Origin of the sequence: Sediminicola luteus (genome assembly GCF_002514735.1) — a bacterium.
Classification (GTDB): Bacteria; Bacteroidota; Bacteroidia; order Flavobacteriales; family Flavobacteriaceae; genus HQA918.
In genome coordinates this window covers 70,131-91,173 of the sequence record NZ_NBWU01000005.1, presented here as the reverse complement: position 1 = coordinate 91,173, position 21,043 = coordinate 70,131, and the positions used below count along the sequence as shown (strand labels likewise).

Here is a 21,043-nt window from a genome sequence, read left to right as displayed (position 1 = left end):
AAAGCCCAAACGTCGAAATACTTGAATTGATCTCAGAATAAACACCTACCCTAACAACTATTAATTTTTAATATGCAGGGAACTTAAGACACAAAAAAAAAGCCCCAGTACAAGACCAGGACTTTACATCTATTAGTTGTTATAGCCTTACAGCTTTTTCTTAACAGCTACTTCTTGGAAGGCTTCGATAACATCGAGCTCCTTAATGTCGTTGTAGTTCTTCACCTGCATACCGCAATCGTATCCTTTAGACACTTCTTTAACATCGTCTTTAAAGCGCTTCAAGGACGCCAACTCTCCGGTATAGATTACAACACCATCGCGGATTAGGCGGATTTGCGAGTTCCTAAAGATCTTACCATTGGTAACCATACAACCTGCAATGGTTCCGATTTTAGAAATCTTAAAGGTCTCACGGATTTCGGCCGTACCGGTAATCTCTTCTTTCATCTCTGGCGACAACATACCTTCCATGGCATCTTTCAAATCGTTGATCGCATCGTAGATGATAGAGTACATACGGATATCGATTTCCTCTTTATCGGCCACCATTCTGGCGTTACCCATCGGTCTTACGTTAAACCCGATAATAATCGCATCAGAGGCAGAAGCCAACAATACATCGGATTCCGTAATTGGCCCAACACCCTTATGGATGATATTCACCTGTATTTCGTCGGTAGACAATTTCTGGAAGGAATCGGTCAAAGCCTCTACGGAACCATCCACATCACCCTTAAGGATAATATTCAGTTCTTTAAAGTCGCCCAAGGCAATTCGACGTCCGATTTCGTCTAGGGTAATATGTCGCTGGGTACGTACATTCTGCTCACGTTGCAATTGCGCACGTTTGGAAGCGATCTGCTTGGCTTCACGCTCATCTTCCAACACATTGAACTTATCACCGGCCTGAGGCGCACCATCGAGACCTAATATGGAAATTGGTCTTGAAGGACCTGCTTCTTTTACATTATTACCACGCTCATCGTGCATAGCCTTGACCTTACCTGAGGTAGTACCGGCCAATACATAATCACCGATTTTCAAAGTACCTGCCTGAACCAAGATAGTAGACACATAACCCCTACCTTTATCCAAGAAGGCTTCTACCACGGTACCCGTTGCCAGCTTGTCAGGATTGGCTTTCAATTCTAAGAGTTCGGCCTCCAACAATACTTTTTCCAACAATTCCTTTACCCCGGTACCGGTTTTGGCAGAAATATCATGGGATTGAATCTTACCACCCCAATCTTCTACCAATAAATTCATTTGGGCAAGCCCTTCTTTAATCTTATCGGGATTCGCGGTTGGCTTATCGACCTTGTTAATCGCAAACACGATTGGCACCCCTGCCGCTTGCGCGTGACTGATGGCTTCCTTTGTTTGCGGCATTATATCGTCGTCGGCCGCGATTACGATAATGGCGATATCGGTTACCTGGGCACCCCTAGCACGCATTGCAGTAAACGCCTCGTGACCCGGTGTATCTAAGAAAGTAATTTTTTGTCCGCTTTCCAAGGTAACACCATAAGCTCCGATGTGCTGGGTAATTCCCCCACTTTCACCGGCAATAACATTTTCTTCACGTATATAATCGAGTAAAGAGGTTTTACCGTGATCTACGTGACCCATTACCGTAACGATCGGGGCACGTTCTTGCAAATCTTCTGGAGCATCGACCTCTTCAACGATAGACTCTTCGATTTCAGCAGTAACAAACTCTACTTCATACCCGAACTCATCGGCCACGATAGTTAAAGTCTCGGCATCTAAACGCTGGTTCATGGTAACCATGATACCTAAGGACATACAGGTACCAATAATTTGGGTACTCGGAATATCCATCATGGTAGCAACCTCCCCAACGGTAACAAACTCGGTTACCTTTAGGATTTTGCTTTCCAATTCTTGCTGCTCTAGATCCCTTTCGGTCTGCTGCCTATGCTGATCACGCTTATCTCTACGGTACTTGGCCCCTTTACCCTTCTTGGATTTACCTTGAAGTTTTTCAAGGGTTTCCCGTACCTGCTTTTGGATTTCTTCTTCGGTAGGTTCAACCTTAGGTGCATTATTGGCACGTTGACCTCCTTTTTTACCTTTATTGAATCGACCACCGCCTTGGCCCTGACCTCCAGGTCTTGGCTTGTTGCCGGCAATACGTTTCCGCTTTTTCTTTTTATCGGCCCCACCATCTTTATTGTCCTCTTTTTTCTTCTTAGGACGCTCGAATTTCGATAGGTCGATTTTAGCACCCGTAATCTTAGGACCGGTCAGCTTTTGATACTGGGTCTTAATGGTACCGTTTTCTTCTTGAGGCTTATCAGCTTCCGGTTTGGCCGCCTCTTCTTTAGCAGGAGATTCCTCTTTTTTAACCGCGGCCGCTTCTTTTACAGGCTCCGGCTTTTTCACCTCCGCCTTAGGCGTTTCAACCACAGGCTTTTTCTCTTCCTTGGTGGCTTCAGGTTGCTTAGGCGTTTCCTTTACCTCAGGCGTTTTAACCTCAGCTACTTTCTCCTCTTTAGGCGCCTCCTCCTTAACTGGGGTTTCGGCTTTAGGCTCGGGCTGTGCAGGCTGTTCTTCAACCTTTTTATCCCCATCTAAGTCGATTTTACCAACGGTAGTCGGACCCGAAAGCGAGGCTTTGGCCTTAATGACCTTGGAAGCATCACGCTTTTCGCGTGCTATACGCTTTTCTTCTTGCTCTTTTTCGAGCTGCAGACGAATCGCCTCTTTCTCTTTGCGTTTTTCCTCACCCACCTCCAAGGACGCAACTTTTTTACTCATATCCGTCTGGAACTCGTCCAAAAGGATCTGATGTATCTCACGGGATATCTTAGTGGTAGGCCTGGCCTCAATGGCGTGTCCTTTAGACGCCAGGAAATCCACTGCCCTATCCAATGAAATGTTAAGTTCCCTTAAGACTTTGTTGAGCCTTATCGTTGCGTTATTCGTCATAAAAACTATTATTCCTGTATTCCTCTGCTAAAATTCTGCGCTAATATATAGCTTAATCTTCAAATTCTTCTTTAAGAATGCGAACTACTTCAAGTACGGTCTCTTCCTCTAGATCCGTACGTTTTACCAAATCGTTAACGTCATGTTCCAAGACGCTACGGGCGGTATCTAGACCGATTTTCTTGAACTCTTCGATTATCCAAGCATCGATCTCATCGGAGAACTCAGAAAGCTCTACATCTTCCTCTACACCTTCTCGATATACATCTATCTCATAACCAGTTAATTGACCGGCTAATTTAATGTTATGCCCACCTCTACCGATAGCCTTGGAAACCTCTTCTGGTCTCAAGAATACTTCGGCGGTCATTTTCTCGTCGTCCAATTTTACCGAGGTAACACGGGCCGGACTTAACGCACGGGTAACCAACAACTGCGGATTGTTTGTCCAGTTGATAACATCGATATTTTCGTTACCCAACTCACGTACAATACCATGGATACGCGATCCTTTCATACCCACACAGGCACCTACGGGGTCAATTCGATCATCGTAAGAGTCTACGGCTACCTTGGCTTTTTCACCAGGAATACGAACCGCTTTCTTAATCGTAATAAGACCATCGAATACCTCAGGTATTTCTTGGAAGAACAATTGTTCCAAGAATTTAGGCGAGGTACGCGACATAATAATGGCCGGCTTGTTACCCTTAAGTTCTACACTATCAATAATCCCCCTAACATTATCTCCTTTACGGAAGAAGTCCGATGGAATCTGACGATCTTTGGGCAAAATGATCTCATTGCCCTCATCGTCTAACAAAATAATAGCCCTATGACGTATATGATGCACCTCTGCAGTGTAAATCTCACCTTCAAGGTCTTTAAATTGCTTGTATAGATTGGTATTGTCGTGCTCATGGATCCTAGAAATCAGGTTTTGACGTAAGGCCAAAATCGCCCTACGGCCCAAATCCATAAGTTTAACTTCTTCAGACACATCTTCACCCACTTCAAAATCGGGTTCGATCTTACGGGCCTCAGTCAAAGAAATCTCTTCATTGGGCTCTTCTACTTCCCCATCTTCAACAACAACACGGTTCCTCCAAATTTCCAAATCCCCTTTATCAGGGTTAATAATGATATCGAAGTTATCGTCAGAACCGAACTTTTTCTTAAGCGCATTACGGAACACCTCTTCCAAAATGGCCATGAGGGTAACCCTGTCTATGAATTTATCGTCTTTAAATTCCGAGAATGACTCGATCAGCGCAATGTTTTCCATGTTCCTGCTATTAAAATGCTTTTAAAATTTTATTACCACCTTGGCCTCTTCGATATCGGCCATTTCGATTTCTTTTTGTTTTAGCACGGTATGCTTGCCCTTACCTACGGGTTTCGGCTCCCTTGCTTTCCACTCCAATCGTATCAACGTTCCATCTACATGGGCCAACTGCCCTTCAAACTTCCCATCGGCCGTTTTTACTTCTAGTACACGGCCAAGGTTTTTTACATATTGTCTTGGGTTAACCAATGGTGAGGTAGCCCCGGCAGAGGTCACCTCTAAAGCAAAGTCTTGCTCTTCGCGATCCAGGTTATGTTCAATGGCACGGCTAACATCCATGCAATCTTTAAGATTTACGCCGTTATCGCCGTCTAGCACTACACGAATGGCATTACTGTCCGACACATAGAACTCAATAAGGAACAATGACGGTTTTTTCGCCAATGCTTCTTCCAACAATTCCTCGACTACATCCTTGAACATAAGTTCTTGTCTAAATTACAATAAAAGAGGGGACCCGTAGTCCCCTCAATTAACTTTAACCCTTTCTGCACTGCAAATATACATTAATTAAGTAAATAGCTGCAATACAATATTTTTTGGTCAACGGTAAAACCGTTTTGAAGGACCAAGAAAACGAAATCTTCAAAACAGTATTTTTTCGTTTTCTAAAAAAAAACACCCAAGAATTTCTTCGAGAGTGTTTTTAAGTTGGCCTACTAGGACTCGAACCTAGAACGACTGAACCAAAATCAGCTGTGTTGCCAATTACACCATAGGCCAATTCCTGTTTTGAGCGTGCAAATTTAAAAGAAACTTTTGAGCATGCAAACATTTTTTACACGAAAACGGAAATTCAGTTCAAAATAGCTGTTAAAGCTTTGGGAAATAATATCCCACGAATCCGGTATAATTACTAAATTCGCCCCAACTGCTAAATTTATACTGCATGTTCTCGAAAACCTTCGAAAAGTGGAACGTTTATTTAGGCTGGTCCGCTTTTTTGATTTCCCTGATCACTTACTTTATCACCGTAGAGCCCACGGGCAGCTTTTGGGATGCCGGTGAATACATAGCCACTTCGGCCAAATTACAGGTGGGCCACCCCCCGGGGGCACCGCTCTTGCAAATGATCGGGGCCTTTTTCGCCATGTTCGCCCTCGAGGCCGACCAGGTGGCCCGTATGATCAACTACGTATCGGGCGTATCCTCTGCCTTTACTATACTGTTCATGTTCTGGACCCTGACCAACCTGTTGCGCCATTTGGTGGGCAAGGGCAAGGAAATGGGCCCATCGAAGTCCTGGGCCGTATTGGGTGCCGCCATGGTAGGGGCCCTGGCCTTTACCTATTCCGATAGTTTTTGGTTCAATGCCGTGGAGACCGAGGTCTATGCCATGGCCAGTTTGATCATGGCCCTGCAATTGTACCTGGGCCTACGTTGGGTTGACGATATGCACAGCCCTAGGGGCAACCGTTGGTTGGTGTTGATCTGTTTCGTGATCGGGCTTACCTTCGGGATACAGTTCATGGGCTTTTTGGCCATACCCTCCATTGGACTGCTCTACTACTTTAAGAACTACAAAAAGGTGACCCCGGTCAACTTCATTTTAGCCAATGTGGCCGTGGTGGCCGTATTGATGTTGGTCTATAAGTTCTCGCTCACCTATGTACTCAAGATCTTTGGTTGGGGCGAGGTGTTCTTCGTAAACAGTGTGGGGCTACCCTTTAACTCGGGCACCCTCATCGTGGGGCTGGGCTTTGCGGCGGCCTTTTATTTTGGGCTGCGCTATACCCGCCAGAATGGCTATCGTACGGCCAATACCCTAGTGCTCTCGGCCCTGTTCCTGTTCTTGGGCTTTTCGTCTTGGCTTATGCTGCCCATCAGGGCCAATGCCAAGGTGGTGATCAACGAGAACGACCCATCGGACGCCCGTTCGCTCTTGGCCTATTATAACCGGGAACAGTACCCCGGGGTAGATTCGCCCGTCTATGGGGCCTATTATTCCGATATGTTCGCCCCTTCGGGGGATGACAGGGACGACAAGCCCAAATACGAAAAGAACCACAAGACCGGCAAATACGAGATCGTGAACCGCTACGAGGGTGCCATACCCGGGCCCAACGAAAAACATGTGGGCCTTATGCCCCGTATGTGGAGCGAACAGCATGCCGAGAACTATATGCGTTATTTCGGTCCAATCGACTTTAAGATTAAGACCGAGTACCTGAGCAATGAGGAATTGCGGCAGGCCGTGGCCCAGCTCAAGGCCGGGCTGTCCAATGGCGATGTGGAGGTTTCGGAGTACATCCGTTTCCTTCGGGAGTTCCAAGATTTCGTGGAGGTGAAGCCCCCGAGCCTAATGGACAATATCGATTACCTGATCCGTTTTCAGTTCGGCTTTATGTACTGGCGCTATTTTATGTGGAACTTTACCGGGAAACAAGACGATGTACAGGGCCGTTACGACGAGCATGGTAACTGGCTCAGCGGTATCAACGCTTTTGACGAGATCCGTTTGGGCAGTCAGGATAACCTACCCTCGGACATTGCCAACAACAAAGGCCGGAATACCTATTTCTTTCTGCCTTTACTATTGGGTATCATAGGCATACTCTTCCAGATCAAAAAAGACCCCAAACAATTCTGGGTGCTCTTGGTGTTCTTTTTGTTCACCGGTCTAGCGATACAGTTCTATACCAACCCCTATATCTTCCAACCTAGGGAAAGGGACTATTCGTTGGTGGGTTCGTTCTATGTGTTCGCGCTATGGATCGGTATCGGGGCCTATGGACTGTACGATGGGTTCAAAAAGTTCCTTTCGCCCAAGCTGGCCGCACCGGTTATTACCATGGCCTGTCTGTTGGCCGTACCCGGACTTATGGCCTACCAGAACTGGGACGACCACGACAGATCGGGGCGTTATACCGCCAACTCTACCGCTAAGGCCTATCTCGACAGCTGTGAAAAAGATGTGGGGGCCATTTTGTTTACCATTGGGGACAACGACACCTTTCCGCTTTGGTACCTACAGGAAATAGAAGGCTTCCGTGCCGATGTACGCGTGGTAAACACCAGCCTTTTCGCCACCGATTGGTATATAGACCAAATGAAGAAAAAGGCCTACAGCAGCGAACCTATTCCTTCGCAACTGACCCACGATAAATACCGTTACGGCACCCGTGATGCCATATACTACCAACAAGTAACCGAGAACCGCTGGGACATTAACGATTTTATGGATTGGGTAGGCAGCGACAAACCCCAAACCAAGTTCAAGTACATTCTAGAAAAACAGGGTGCCGATCTTAGGGCCTATCCCGAAAGTACTTTGGAACTGGTATACTACCCCACCAACAAAATCCGTGTACCGGTAGACAAGGATAAGGTTTTGGCCAGTGGTCTGGTAAAAGCCAAAGACTCGGCATTGATCGTAGACTATATTGATATTGACCTACCCCAAAGCGCACTACCTAAAAACCGGATCTTGATGTTGGATTTATTAGCCAACAACAATTGGGACAGACCTATTTATTTCTCCGGAGGAAGTTTTGATAGCGGCGAATATATATGGTTAAAAGACTACTTACAGTTGGATGGACTTTGCTACAAACTGGTACCGATCAAGACCCCTCGTAAAAATGCCTACGAAATGGGCCGTATCGATGGAGACCTGATGTACGATATCGTGAAAAACTGGGAATGGGGCAACTCTAGCGACCCTAATGTATATCTTGACACCCAGACCCGTACCCAAAGCCTGTCGTTCCGTGGCAATATGGCCCGACTTACTGAGACTTTGATTGCAGAAGGTAAGATAGACAAGGCCAAGGATGTGATTGAAACCGCCATGCAGAACATGCCGGTAGATCGTTTCGGATACTATTCTTTCGTAGAACCATTTGTAGACGGCTATTACAAAGTTGGTGAAACGGAGAAGGCCCAGGCTTTGTTCGGTCAGCTTAAAGGTGTATATCAAGAATACCTCGATTATTTTGCCAGCCTTACCCTAGACGAGCAATATGAAAAGATCGAGGACATTATCGCCAATATGGAGGGTTACCGTCGCAACCTCGATATTTTGATCGAGAACCGAGACGAAACGCTCATTGAAAAAGAGACCTTACAGTTCAACGAATATATAGACAAGTTCCGTCATTTTTATGAAGGCAATGCCTTAGAACGCAGTTTAAACCGTGAACTGGACCCAGACATGGTAGATACCGTACAAATGGATTCCGGGAACCCGGAGCAAAACAGGGCACAAGACAGTCTTAGAACGGATAGCGCGCAATAAACAAAGCGCAACAAAAACACTTAGAGGCTGTTTTGAAATATGTCACTTGTTTTTTTATGACTCTTTTTGCGCCCTATTTCGCCAAAATATTAAACCGTAACTACTGCTATGCTTGAATATTTTGCCTCATTTGGCATCAAAAATTGTTTATAAAAATTCCAACCACACATTTCAAAACAGCCTCTTAAAACGGGATTCCTTCACGGGGTCCCGTTTTTTGTTTTCAAGTAAACCCTTTGATATTTTATTACATTTGATAGTATCACTCATGAAACCCCCGTATCGGATTACCACTGAAATCCTAAAACTAATTTACTTCAATCCTCGAACATAGACTATTTGATATTCAACGTTTTTCGTAGAACATCTGATTAAAGCATAGATATGATTATCGAATTCAGATTGGTTTACGAACGGTAAAAAAGTAAATGACCTATTTTTCGAAATTCCTTTTTTGCTCTTTTCGTCTGAATCCATCAGGTCCCAGATGGCACTATTGAGGCATCAAAAAAAAACGGAGCACTAAGGCTCCGATATTTTTATACGAGATAGTCCCGCAAGAGACTAATGAGGGTATTGGCATCTTGTTCGCCGCTTTGGCGCCAGACCATTTCCCCTTTTTTGTAGATCATCAGCGTTGGTAGGCCTTTGATTCGCAATGCTTGGGACAATTCTTTGTTTTTGTCCACATCTATTTTAATAACCTTGCCTTTATCGCCCAAGGCGGCGGCCACATCCCTTAAGACAGGGTGCATGGCAATGGATTGCTCATTCCAATCTGCATAAAAATCCAATAGCACCGGAACATTCGCATCAATTAGTTCTCCAAACTTTGACATAAGCACCAATTCGAATATTACTCAAATGTAAGAAAAAAAGCAAAAAAACAAGGAAGTCCCTTATTTAATGCAGTTTCCATCGATATCTTGTTAAACATTTGCTTTCTTTTTCAAGGTAATCACGGAAACCTCGGGCCACATACCTACCCTACCTGGGTAACCTAAATAACCAAAACCACGATTTACATTAATGAATTGCCCGGCTTCCTTATAGATTCCGGCCCAATACTTATAGCGCCACTTGATCGGACTCCATTTTACCCATCCCGGAATCTCGATACCAAACTGCATGCCATGGGTATGTCCGCTTAATGTTAAATGATAATGGTATGGGTCGGAAATCACCACATCTTCCCAATGCGATGGATCATGACTTAACAATATCTTAAAGTCTTCTTCACCTACCTGCTCGGCTGCTTTGGTAAGATCGCCGGCTTTTTTAAAACCGCCACGGCCCCAATTCTCTACCCCGACCAAGGCCAAACGTTGTCCGTTCTTTTCAAGATAGGTGCTTTCGTTAAGCAATAGGTTAAAGCCCATTTCTTGTTGCAACTGCTTTAAACGATCTAAATTGGCCGCTTTTTCCTCCTTGCTTTCCCATCGTACATAATCGCCATAATCGTGGTTACCCAAAACGGAGAACTTACCATCCGGGGCATCGAGTTTGGCGAAAAGGTCTTTCCAGGGTTCCATTTCGTCGGCCTTGTTGTTTACCATATCGCCAGTAAAGAAAAGCACATCCGATTTTTGTTGGTTGATCAGATCAATGGCATAGGCTATCTTTTCCCTATTGTCGAAACTGCCACTGTGTATATCTGAAATCTGGGTAATCTGGTAGCCATCGAAGGCATCGGGCAAATCATCAAAGGCCAAATCGTATTTAAGTACCTTGAAATTATACTTGCCCCGTACCATGCCGTACAACATGGCCCCAAAGGGAATCGCCGCCAAACCAAGGGCCAATTGGCTTATGAACTTCCGTCTTCCGGGCAATTGGAAACTTTTGGATTCGCTCCAAAATTTTTGATACAGCCCCACACCGACACGGCCTATATCCTCTAAAAACAAAAAGGGCAAGGCGACTAATCCGAAGACCAAAAGGGTCAGGGTAAGCCCTAAGGAGTATGACTTGGCCAAATCGCTGGTCCCATCAACATTAAAAAGGTAGATGACCCAAGCGAAAACCAGGACCGAGAGGGCCACATAAATATAACCCAACCATAAGCCTTTACCCAGGTTTTTAAACCCTTGAAAAACGTAAAAGGTCAAAAATGCCAAAAGGGCGAACAAAATCAGTAAGCGTATCCACATAAATCTATAATTACTTCACCTAAGTCTATGATGTTTACCAAAGGTTACACCTAGAAATACAAAAAAGGGGGATAGCAGGCTTATTTTGTGATTTATTTAACCAAATCGAGCACTTGGCGCAACAGCTTTTCATTGGAATACAGTATGCTATCGTCTTTTGGGTTAGACGAGGCACTCATGGGAATGTTACCCACCTGGCCCTGAAAAGGCACCAGACTACTGCCCGAAAGATGCATGGCGGCAAAACCTGCCTCTTTAAACAGTTTCGCATTGGCCGCCTTTACCCCTGCACCCGGCATGATCTTTATATGTTGTACTTGGGCCTGCAATCGTTTTAACAGACCAAGACCTTCTTCGGCCGAATGAGCCTGCCCCGAGGTCAGCACCCAGTCGACCCCAATAGTTTCTAATTTCTTCAAGGTAGCCTCCGGATCGGGCACCCAATCAAAGGCCCTATGAAAGGTAAAAGCCATACCCTTGGCACGATCGATCAGTTGTTGTGTTCGGGCCAAATCCAACCGGGCATCGGGTAAAAGCACCCCGCTTACGACACCATGCACCCCCAGCTCCCTGCAAAGGTCAATATCGTTAAGCATGCTTTCGAATTCAGCATCGGTATAGGTAAAATGACCACTACGCGGCCTAACCAACACATGAGTAGTGATCGGCACGGTATCCATCACTTTTTTCAACAAACCGTACGATGGGGTAACCCCACCGACCGACAACTCGGCACATAATTCTATCCGATCCGCCCCGGCGTTCAGCGCCGCTTGGGCAGATTCCATCGAATTGGCACAAACTTCTACTAGCATTACCCTATATTTAGGCACTAAAGTACTATAAATGTACCTGTGATCCGAATCCCATTTCCAAATCCCCGGACAACAGGCCCAACAAATCACAACGAAAACATGAAACGAAGAAAATTCATTGAAAGTACCGCCACTGGGGCCGCGGCCCTAGTCGCCACCCCATTAATGGGTTCTTGCAAAGAAAAACCGACAGCAACTACCCCATTGGCCGCCGAGGTCATAAAACCCGTGGTTATCTGTACTTGGAATTTTCTAAACGCCACCCAAAAAGCCTGGGAAGTACTTGAAAAAGGAGGCAGTGCCATAGATGCGGTGGAACAAGGGGTCATGGTAGAAGAAGCCGATGTAACCAACCAAACCGTAGGTAAAGGTGGTAGGCCCGATCGCGATGGTAACGTAACCTTGGATGCCGTGATCATGGACAAGGACGGCAACTGCGGGGCCGTGGTTTACCTGCAAGACATTACCCATGCCATTTCGGTGGCCCGTAAGGTCATGGAAGACACCCCCCATGTCATGTTGGCTGGGGTCGGCGCCAAGCAATTCGCCCTCGAAAAAGGCTTTAAAGCCGAGAACCTCCTTACCGAAAAATCGAAAAAAGAATGGGAAAAATGGCTAGAGACCGCCCAATACAAACCCATTATCAATATAGAGAACCACGACACCATCGGTATGTTGGCACTAGACCAAAACGGTGATATCTCCGGTGCCTGTACCACTAGTGGCATGGCCTACAAACTAGGCGGCCGTGTGGGCGATTCGCCCATTGTCGGGGCAGGACTTTTTATTGACAACGAAGTTGGCGGTGCCACGGCCACCGGTGTTGGCGAAGAAGTCGTAAAAACGGTCGGCAGCTTTTTGATCGTAGAACTTATGCGCCAGGGTCGCAGCCCACAGGAAGCCTGTGAAGAAGCCATTGCCCGTATCGTAAAAAAGAACCCCAGCAAAGATTTTCAGGTAGGCTTTATCGCCATGGACAAACAGGGCCGTACCGGTTCTTATTGCATCCACAGTGGGTTTAGCTATCGAAAATACTCCCCAGACGGACATGAAAATGTACCCTCAGGCTCGCATTTGAAGGGGTAGTTACACGCTCATCCGTAAATTAGTCGGCCGACTTGGCCCTCACCCCCGACCCCTCTCCCTGAGGGAGTGGGGAGCTTAAAGCGCCCATCTGTTACACCTTTCAAGGATTATATTTGATTTTTGGGGCTCCCTGCCTACGGCAGGCCGGGTGCTACGCTCATAGTCCTCGGCCCATAAGCGGTTCGTTACAAGGACAGGGCCCAACAAAACGAGCAAAACCAAGAAACCGGAACGATTTCCCCTAAAGGCCTGTGGGCTAACCGCTACGCCCCCTGATCCAGAATCCGGGATACCGGGGCCACTTGCCATATCTATTTCGAATCGTATCTTAGCCTAAACGGCTCCCGTATTTTATCTATCAAAGTAGCGGCAGTTACCGTAACCATCATTTCAATACTCAAAAACAAACACCCATGGCCGAGACCAAAAGGCTTTTTCTACTAGATGCCTACGCCCTAATTTTTAGAGGCTATTACGCATTCATAAAAAACCCACGTATCAACTCCAAAGGCATGGACACTTCGGCCGTATTGGGTTTTACCAACTCCCTTTTGGATGTGATCAAACGTGAACGCCCCGATTATTTGGCCGTTTGCTTCGACAAGGGCGGTAGTGTAGATCGGCTCGAGGTATTTCCAGAGTATAAGGCCAATCGTGACGAGACCCCAGAGGCCATAAAAATAGCCGTACCCTATATCGAAAAGATTTTGGAAGCCATGAACATTCCGGCCATAGTCAAAGAAGGATACGAAGCCGACGATATTATCGGCACCTTGGCCAAAAAGGCCGAAAAGGAAGGCTTTACCACCTATATGGTTACCCCCGATAAAGACTATGCCCAATTGGTCTCGGAACATATCTTTATGTATCGCCCGCCACGTATGGGCAATACCTACGAGGTTTGGGGCATACCCGAGGTACAGGCCAAATTTGAGGTAGAGCGCCCCGAGCAGGTAATCGATTACTTGGGCATGATGGGCGATTCGGTAGACAACATTCCTGGCCTACCGGGCGTAGGCGATAAGACCGCCAAAAAGTTCTTGGCCGCCTATGGTTCCATCGAAGGCTTGTTCGAAAATTCCCATGAGCTCAAGGGCAAGATGAAGGAAAAGGTGGAAGCCAACAAAGAACTGGGGCTACTCTCGAAACAACTGGCCACCATTATGCTCGATGTCCCCGTGGCCTTCGAACCCGACACCTTGATTATGGAAGAACCCGATTTCGCCGCCGTAGAGGCCGTTTTTGGCGAGTTGGAATTCCGCAGGCTGATCGACAACCTCCGAAAGACCTTTGGCAAGACGCCGGAAGGACAAGCTCCAAAGGTGGCCAGTTCACCAAAATCCACCACAGCCGATACGGGTCAGTTCGACCTTTTTGCTACCCCAGGTGGAGGTAGTACCACCGCTTCGGAAACCGATTCCGGGTTTAAGACCCACGAAAACAACCACCACCACTATCAGGCCATAACCCACGAGACCGGCGTAGCGCTGTTGATCGAAAAACTGATGCAGCAAAAAAGCGTTTGTTTCGATACGGAAACCACCAGTCTGAACCCGCTTCAGGCCGAGTTGGTAGGCATCGCCTTTGCCTGGGAAACCCAAAAAGGCTATTACCTGCCCTTTCCAGAAGACAAACAAGCGGCTATTACCCTATTGAATCGCTTTGCCCTTTTCTTCAGCAACGAAAAAATCGAAAAAATAGGTCAAAACCTTAAATACGATATCAAGGTACTGGCCAACTATGGCATGCCGGTAAAAGGGCCCTTGTTCGACACCATGATCGCCCATTATCTGATCAACCCCGATATGCGGCACAATATGGATGTCTTGGCAGAAACCTATTTGAACTACAAACCCATACCCATTAGCGACCTGATCGGTAAAAAAGGCAAACACCAATTGAGTATGCGCCAGGTAGATTTGGCCAAACAGACCGAATATGCCGTTGAAGATGCCGATATAACCCTACAACTAAAAGAACATTTCGAAAAAGAGCTGGAAGAAGGTAAGCTTACTGAATTGTACCAAAGCTTGGAAGAACCTTTGGTTTCGGTATTATCGGCAATGGAAATGGCCGGTATCAATGTAGATGTGGCCTATTTAAAAGAGCTCTCTAACGAACTCAGTAAAGACATAGACCGATTGGAGGCCGGCATATACGAACAAGCCGGGGAAACCTTTAACCTGGCCTCGCCCAAACAACTGGGCCCCATTTTGTTCGATAAACTCAAATTGGTGGACAAACCCAAAAAGACCAAGACCGGACAATATTCCACCGCCGAAGATGTACTGTCTTATTTGGCCAAAGACCACCAGATCGTGGCCGATATACTCGAATGGCGCTCGTATAAAAAACTACAGAGTACCTATGTAGACGCTTTACCGAACGAGGTAAACCCGAATACCCAACGTATACACACCATATACAGTCAGGCCGTAGCGGCAACGGGTCGTTTAAGTAGTAACAACCCCAATTTACAGAACATACCCATCCGTACCAAAAGGGGGCGCGAAGTGCGCAAGGCCTTTATACCCAAAGATAGCGAGCATATTCTGCTGGCCGCGGATTACTCCCAGATAGAATTGCGGATCATTGCCGCCCTTAGTGGAGAAGAAGCCATGATGGACGCTTTTAAAAACGGGGCCGACATTCATGCCTCCACCGCTGCCAAGGTTTTTAATGTAGCCCTGGATGAGGTTACCAGAGAACAACGTAGCAATGCCAAGACTGTGAATTTTGGGATTATCTATGGGGTATCGGCCTTTGGCTTGAGCAACCAAACCGACCTCAGCCGATCAGAGGCCAAGGAACTCATCGACACCTATTACGAGACCTATCCGAAACTTAAGAGCTATATGGCCGACCAAGTCGCCTTTGCCCGCGAAAATGGTTATGTACAAACGGTAATGGGCCGTAAGCGCTATTTAAAAGATATCAACTCGAGAAATGCCGTGGTACGGGGGGCGGCCGAACGCAATGCCGTAAACGCCCCTATTCAAGGTAGTGCGGCCGACATCATAAAATTGGCGATGATCAACATCCATAAAAAAATGGAAGCCAAGAAGTATACCTCAAAAATGCTATTACAGGTACACGATGAATTGGTGTTCGATATCTACAAACCCGAATTGGACGAACTAAGCGCCCTGATCAAGTCCGAAATGGAAAACGCCTACACCTTGGCCGTGCCTTTAGACGTAGAGGTAGGTTTGGGTGCGAATTGGTTAGAGGCGCATTAATTTAATTTGAAGATTTGAAAATGCCTTTTCGATTACTCGATCCAATAATGTAATGGAGTTTACACGAAACTCATTTAATTTACCAGTATAGTGTTTTCGATTATCATGCCCCAAGAAGTTATAGCAAATCAAATTTTTCTTGGATAACGCTGGGAACCACAACATACACGACTTCTATCATTAATTCACAACACCCTTTATATTCCATCTTTCTGCCATTTCAGCTAGGTCTATGCAGTAATAGCCTATAAAGGCACATAAAAACTAAAACCAGCATCGCGATATACCCCGGCGGTGCCACCATTATCCTGTTCGGTAATCTCTACATCGAAACCCATAGCCGTAACATTAGTATAGGCCGGAACATAATCGTCTTGACCTATATTCTGCTGCATGGAAAAGAGTACCGGATAATCGGCCCCGTTGGCATGGGCCGTATCGAAGGTTACGGTATACCTGCCCTCGGCAGTTCGCAATACGGTAGCCCCCAAAATATAGTTCGCATCACCATCGTCGGCCACATTGCCTGTAGCGTGGTATACATCGGTCGGGGAACTGATCGGCGGACCGGGTGGCCCTACCGGACCCTGCGGTCCTGTTGGACCTGTCGGACCTTGGGCAATACTTAAGTCGGTTGGGGCCGATACCGAGGTGACCACATCCAAATCGCTGTATTGCTCAATAAAAATATAACTGCGCCGTAAGCCCGCACTTACTAACTGTACCCCACCGATATTCGCCTCACGTATCAATTCAAATTCAAACTGGTCCGAAGCTATGGCACCTTCGTATTCAAAAACAAAACTGCCCCCGGTCTCGTTATGGTTGGTATCTACACGGGCGTATAACCCTCCAGCCACCTCACTGACCCGGGTGCCATTGACCCGCAAGGCGGCATCAAAATTGGTACGGGCACTCGTACTTAACAAGTTTGGTTGAAAAACAAACCTCAGGTTCCCCTCCAAACCCGTAATGGCAGTGCCACTGACACTCGCGGTGGTTTGGTTAAGATCAAACGAAGCCGGGGTTACGGTAAAACTGGCACCCGTATTAATATTTGCTGCCGAGGCTACCACTACCCGGGCCCTATCGGCGGTACGCACAGTTCCCATACTCACGGTAAGCGCGCCAATATCGGGCGTTTGTGCCTCCCAGCTTTGGTTGGTCTGATTCCATTTTAGGACTTCGCCATCGGCCGTACCTAATTGGGTAACCACCCCAACCGGCTTTAAGTTTCCGTTGGTCAATCCGAGGTAATACACGTTGTTCTCATCAATGTACATTTCCCCTTCGGAAGCCGTTGCGTAAGTAGACACATCGGCAGCATTAATAAGTACCTGAGCAAAAAGGGCCCCTGGAATAACCAAGAGCCCCACTAATATGATGAGCTTTCTCATTACAGTAGGGTTATTCCTACTTAAAAACGCAACTTCTCTGGTAAATATTTTGCAGCCATGGCCTCATATAGGGGTTTTAAGGCGTCAACATCTGGTTTTACAGGCGATTTGGTGTATAAATCGTACGGATTAAAGAGTTTTACCCATTTGAACATTTCGTGATCATGTTCATCCATTAAATGCGCATAAGCTTCCTCTCTATGTTGTGCATAAAAAGAGTGATAACGAATAATATACAAAGCCGGTTCGGGCAAATAATCCTTCATAATATGATAGAGATACTCATCGTGTCCCCAAGACATATGCACATTGCGTAACCCACAATTGGGTTCGTATACCCCATACTTGGTATTGTATTTCGGGTTATCGTAATCGGGATTGTTCTTAAAATACTGAGGATACACGATTTTATCGGAAAAGGCACAACCCACGGGGTAGGTATCGCCCACTACGGCCCATTGTTCCTCACCGAAAAGACAGAGAACTTTACCTAAATCGTGTAAAAATCCGGTCAGCACCATCCAATCGGGGTGACCATCGGCACGAATAGCCTCACCGGTTTGCAACAAATGCTGGGTTTGATCCAGGTCAATATCCGGATCGGAATCATCGACCAGGGTATTCAAATACTCCACCGCCTCCCAGAGCGTCATTTCACGTTTATCGAATGTCAGGAACTCTTTCTCTTTCGATAATACGAACTCATAGGTCTGCTTTTTATGGTTCTCTTTATAAAAAGCCTCAACGGTATCCCTTCCCGGATTATCATAATCGCGAAAAGCCTCTTTTTCTTTTTCTCCAATCTCCGGATAACGGGCCCTTAAATCGGCTTCCCAAAAGTCTTCAATCTCTAAATTGTTCTTTTTTGCTTCCATAGCTTTACTATTGACCTAGCCAAATATATATGGCTACTATAATGATACATAAGATAAGTCCGAAGGGTTTGGTATGCTTCCATTCCTTCAACTCCAATCCCACCGGATTAGGTGGCATTTCAAAAGATTGTCTCGGGTAAAAGCGTGATACCACGAACATAACCACCAAGTTGAGCACGAATTCAATACCCCAGATATGTACGAAATGGATATCTACCGGAAAAATGAAGGTGGTTAACAGATAAAACGCCAAGCCCACGAATAGGGCCGCTTTAGCAGCCGTAGCCGATATTTTCGGCAAAAAGAAGCCGGCCAACATAATCGAAGCAATGGGTATAAAGAAAATACCGTTCAGCTGTTGCAATAACTGGTACAAGCCGTCGGGAGCATTAGCTACGAAAGGTGCGGCGATTATGGCCGCCAAAGCCAAGATTACAGAAACCCCTTTACCTACACGCACCAAACGTTTGTCGGAAGCCTCGGTATTTACTAAACGCTTATAGATACCAACACTGAATATGGTAGCAGTACTGTTCAGAACACTATTAAAGGTACTGAGTACGGCCCCAAGTACTACGGCGGCGAAAAAGCCAACGAAGCTGAGTGGTAACACTTTTTTGATCAATTCCGGATAAATGAGATCTTGTTGCCCGGGCCCATAATACTGCTCGCCGAAATAGTAGAAAGCGATTACCCCTGGCAATACAATGATAATGGGCACCAATATTTTCAATACACCGGTATACAGCAAGCCTTTTTGGGCCTCGGCCAACGACTTGGCCCCAAGGGCCCGTTGTATTATGGTCTGGTTCATGCCCCAGAAATAAATCTGATTGATCATGAGACCGGTAAAAAGTACCCCAAAAGGCATTACGGAATCGGCCGCCCCCACTACATTGAATTTTTCCGGGCTATTTTGATACACCTTATCGAGACCCGATAGCACGTTACCATCGCCAATCTCCCAAAGGGCCAAAATCGGTACGGCCAACCCTCCGATAAACAAACCTATGCCGTTAATGGTGTCGCTATAGGCTACGGCTTTTAGTCCACCAAAAATAGCATATAAAGACCCAATGACGCCGATTACAATTACGGTAATCCATAGCCCTTGGGTCTTAGAGACATTCAAAACTTCCGAAACATTAAAGATACTTTCTAGGTTAATCCCCCCCGTGTACAATACAATAGGTAACAGGGTAACCACAAAAGAAATCAATAGAAAAAAAGCAACAAGGGTACGGGTAGTACCATCGAAACGATTTTCTAGGTATTGGGGTATGGTGGTTAGCCCCATTTTTAAATAAGTAGGCACAAAATACAGGGCGGCAATCACCAGTGCCAGGGCTGAAGTAACCTCCCAAGCAATGATGATAAAGCCATTTTTATAGGAAGAGCCATTCATACCAATCAAATGTTCGGTAGAGATATTGGTCAACAGCATAGATCCAGCAATCACGATACCCGTAAGGCTCCTTCCCCCTAAAAAATACCCGTCCTTGGTATCGAGTTTTTCTTTTCTAAGTTTATACCAAGCGTAAAAGCCAACGAAAAGAGTGAAACCGATAAAGGAGAGTAAAACCTGCATAAACATCAATTGATTCGGAACAAGAAAAACGCCTTGTTCCCTACAATACTATCTATTTTAGTTCAGGAATTCCCTAGAAGGGTAAAGTAAATTACGCAAGCGTTTGCATAACTAGAAGCGGTATTCACCTACCTTTTACAAAGAGTGTCCCATAAAAATCGACCTATCATACAGCGAAGCCCAACACCGGTTATTGCTGTTGATTCTCAACCCACTAACCTTTGTATTGCAAACAAGAACCTATGGAAGACAAGCTTTAAAGTAGTCCATATATACCTAAGCGGGGATTTTCCATCGATACGATCCATAACGGCTTGGCCGGATTAAAACAAGGGTTATCAATTTTTCTTTCGCAGCGAAGATTTCCGGATGATCAGTTCGGGCTGAAGCACCATACGCTCTACCACCACGGCATCGAAATCTTGGATCAACCTCAGGCATTTCTTTACGGCCATTTGGGCCATTTGATCGATTGGGCTGTGCACTGTGGTCAGACCTGGGTTAAAGTACTGACTATAGATCTCATCGTCGAAGCCTACCACAAGTACATCGTCGGGCACCTTTAGTTTTCGTTTCCGGGCTTCGGCCATACATCCTAGGGCGGTTTCGTCATTTACGCAAAAAATGGCTTCCGGTTTCTGGTCGAACAAACGGCTTATGGCCGGGGCACTACTGGGCATTCTAAAATCGGAAAACGCCACCAGTGCCGAATCAAATGGAATATGGTGTTCTTGGAGCACGTCTTTATAGGCTTGTAAACGTTGGGCAGCATTGGTGACTTCTTTAGGTCCGGCCAAATGGGCTATACGCCTTGCCCCGCGTTGAATGAGATGCTCAACGGCCAGTCGGGCGCCATAGCCATCATCCAACAATACCTTGCAACAATGAAACCCCTGTACTTCGCGATCGATGTTCACAAATGGTATCTTATTCTTCTGTACCAAATCTAAATGAGAAAAATCGGTAGTAGCCACACTGGGAGCATACAAAATGCCATCGACCCGCATAGAACAGAGATACCGTAGGTTACGCACTTCCTGTTCATAGGATTCGTTCGATTCCAAGATAATCAAATCGTATCCACTACCGGCCAATCCGTTACGGGTACCACTGATAAGCGTAGCAAAAAAATGACTGGTGGCCTCGGGTACCAAGACCCCGATCACCTTCGATTTACCATGCAGTAAATTGGCCGCATTCAGATTTTTTTGAAATCCGGTTTCCTTGGCATAGTTCCAAACTCTTTCCTTGGTCTTTCCACTTATGGAATAATGGTCGTTCAAGGCACGGGAGACCGTTGAGGGCGACAGGCCCAAGGCTTTGGCGATATCGGTAATGCTACTGTATTTGGCCATG

The 21,043-nt window shown here is 46.1% G+C and carries 13 protein-coding genes and 1 tRNA gene; 3 read left to right on the top strand and 11 right to left on the bottom strand.

What is annotated here, in order from left to right:
• Positions 1–147 precede the first annotated feature (147 nt).
• From infB to B7P33_RS15660, 4 genes are all read right to left on the bottom strand, one after another.
• Positions 148–2,955, bottom strand: a complete 2,808-nt coding sequence (infB, locus tag B7P33_RS15675; protein WP_097443178.1) for a translation initiation factor IF-2 — start codon at positions 2,953–2,955, stop codon at positions 148–150.
• A 52-nt stretch (positions 2,956–3,007) separates the two neighbouring features.
• Positions 3,008–4,240 carry a transcription termination factor NusA gene (nusA, locus tag B7P33_RS15670; protein ID WP_097443176.1) on the bottom strand — a complete coding sequence of 411 codons (1,233 nt, stop codon included), beginning with the start codon at positions 4,238–4,240 and terminating at the stop codon, positions 3,008–3,010.
• Positions 4,241–4,261: 21 nt separating this feature from the next.
• On the bottom strand, positions 4,262–4,723 hold the full coding sequence (rimP, locus tag B7P33_RS15665; protein WP_097443174.1) for a ribosome assembly cofactor RimP: 462 nt from the start codon (positions 4,721–4,723) through the stop codon (positions 4,262–4,264).
• Between the two features lie 228 nt (positions 4,724–4,951).
• Positions 4,952–5,023: transfer RNA gene (locus tag B7P33_RS15660), tRNA-Gln, on the bottom strand.
• Between the two features lie 166 nt (positions 5,024–5,189).
• On the opposite strand from B7P33_RS15660, the gene B7P33_RS15655 reads away from it, so the two are divergent.
• Positions 5,190–8,537, top strand: coding sequence for a glycosyltransferase family 117 protein (locus tag B7P33_RS15655; protein ID WP_097443172.1), 3,348 nt, complete (start codon positions 5,190–5,192; stop codon positions 8,535–8,537).
• Positions 8,538–9,076: 539 nt separating this feature from the next.
• On the opposite strand, the gene B7P33_RS15650 is transcribed toward B7P33_RS15655, so the two are convergent.
• The 3 genes from B7P33_RS15650 to B7P33_RS15640 form a co-directional block, all read right to left on the bottom strand.
• Positions 9,077–9,376: a thioredoxin family protein gene (locus tag B7P33_RS15650; RefSeq protein ID WP_097443171.1), complete on the bottom strand. Its 300-nt coding sequence runs from the start codon at positions 9,374–9,376 to the stop codon at positions 9,077–9,079.
• Between the two features lie 90 nt (positions 9,377–9,466).
• Positions 9,467–10,687 carry a metallophosphoesterase gene (locus B7P33_RS15645; protein WP_097443169.1) on the bottom strand — a complete coding sequence of 407 codons (1,221 nt, stop codon included), beginning with the start codon at positions 10,685–10,687 and terminating at the stop codon, positions 9,467–9,469.
• A 92-nt stretch (positions 10,688–10,779) separates the two neighbouring features.
• Positions 10,780–11,502: a copper homeostasis protein CutC gene (locus B7P33_RS15640; protein WP_097443167.1), complete on the bottom strand. Its 723-nt coding sequence runs from the start codon at positions 11,500–11,502 to the stop codon at positions 10,780–10,782.
• Between the two features lie 99 nt (positions 11,503–11,601).
• On the opposite strand from B7P33_RS15640, the gene B7P33_RS15635 reads away from it, so the two are divergent.
• Both B7P33_RS15635 and polA read left to right on the top strand, forming a co-directional pair.
• A complete protein-coding gene (locus B7P33_RS15635) occupies positions 11,602–12,588 on the top strand; it encodes an isoaspartyl peptidase/L-asparaginase family protein (protein WP_097443165.1) in 987 nt (328 codons plus the stop codon).
• 413 nt (positions 12,589–13,001) lie between these two features.
• Positions 13,002–15,827, top strand: a complete 2,826-nt coding sequence (gene polA, locus B7P33_RS15625) for a DNA polymerase I (protein ID WP_097443162.1) — start codon at positions 13,002–13,004, stop codon at positions 15,825–15,827.
• A gap of 245 nt (positions 15,828–16,072) precedes the next feature.
• Here the strand turns inward: polA and B7P33_RS15620 are convergent, their stop codons facing one another.
• The 4 genes from B7P33_RS15620 to B7P33_RS15605 form a co-directional block, all read right to left on the bottom strand.
• Positions 16,073–17,224 (bottom strand): hypothetical protein, encoded by a 1,152-nt coding sequence (locus B7P33_RS15620; protein WP_097443160.1) that lies wholly within the window; start codon positions 17,222–17,224, stop codon positions 16,073–16,075.
• Positions 17,225–17,244: 20 nt separating this feature from the next.
• The gene (locus tag B7P33_RS15615) at positions 17,245–18,099 is read right to left on the bottom strand and encodes an inositol oxygenase family protein (protein ID WP_097443158.1); all 855 of its coding nucleotides are present in this window, start codon (positions 18,097–18,099) and stop codon (positions 17,245–17,247) included.
• A 7-nt stretch (positions 18,100–18,106) separates the two neighbouring features.
• Positions 18,107–19,687 carry a solute:sodium symporter family transporter gene (locus tag B7P33_RS15610; RefSeq protein WP_097443541.1) on the bottom strand — a complete coding sequence of 527 codons (1,581 nt, stop codon included), beginning with the start codon at positions 19,685–19,687 and terminating at the stop codon, positions 18,107–18,109.
• A gap of 338 nt (positions 19,688–20,025) precedes the next feature.
• Entirely contained in the window at positions 20,026–21,042 is a 1,017-nt protein-coding gene (locus B7P33_RS15605) for a LacI family DNA-binding transcriptional regulator (protein WP_097443156.1), read from the bottom strand.
• Between the last annotated feature and the right edge of the window lies 1 nt (position 21,043).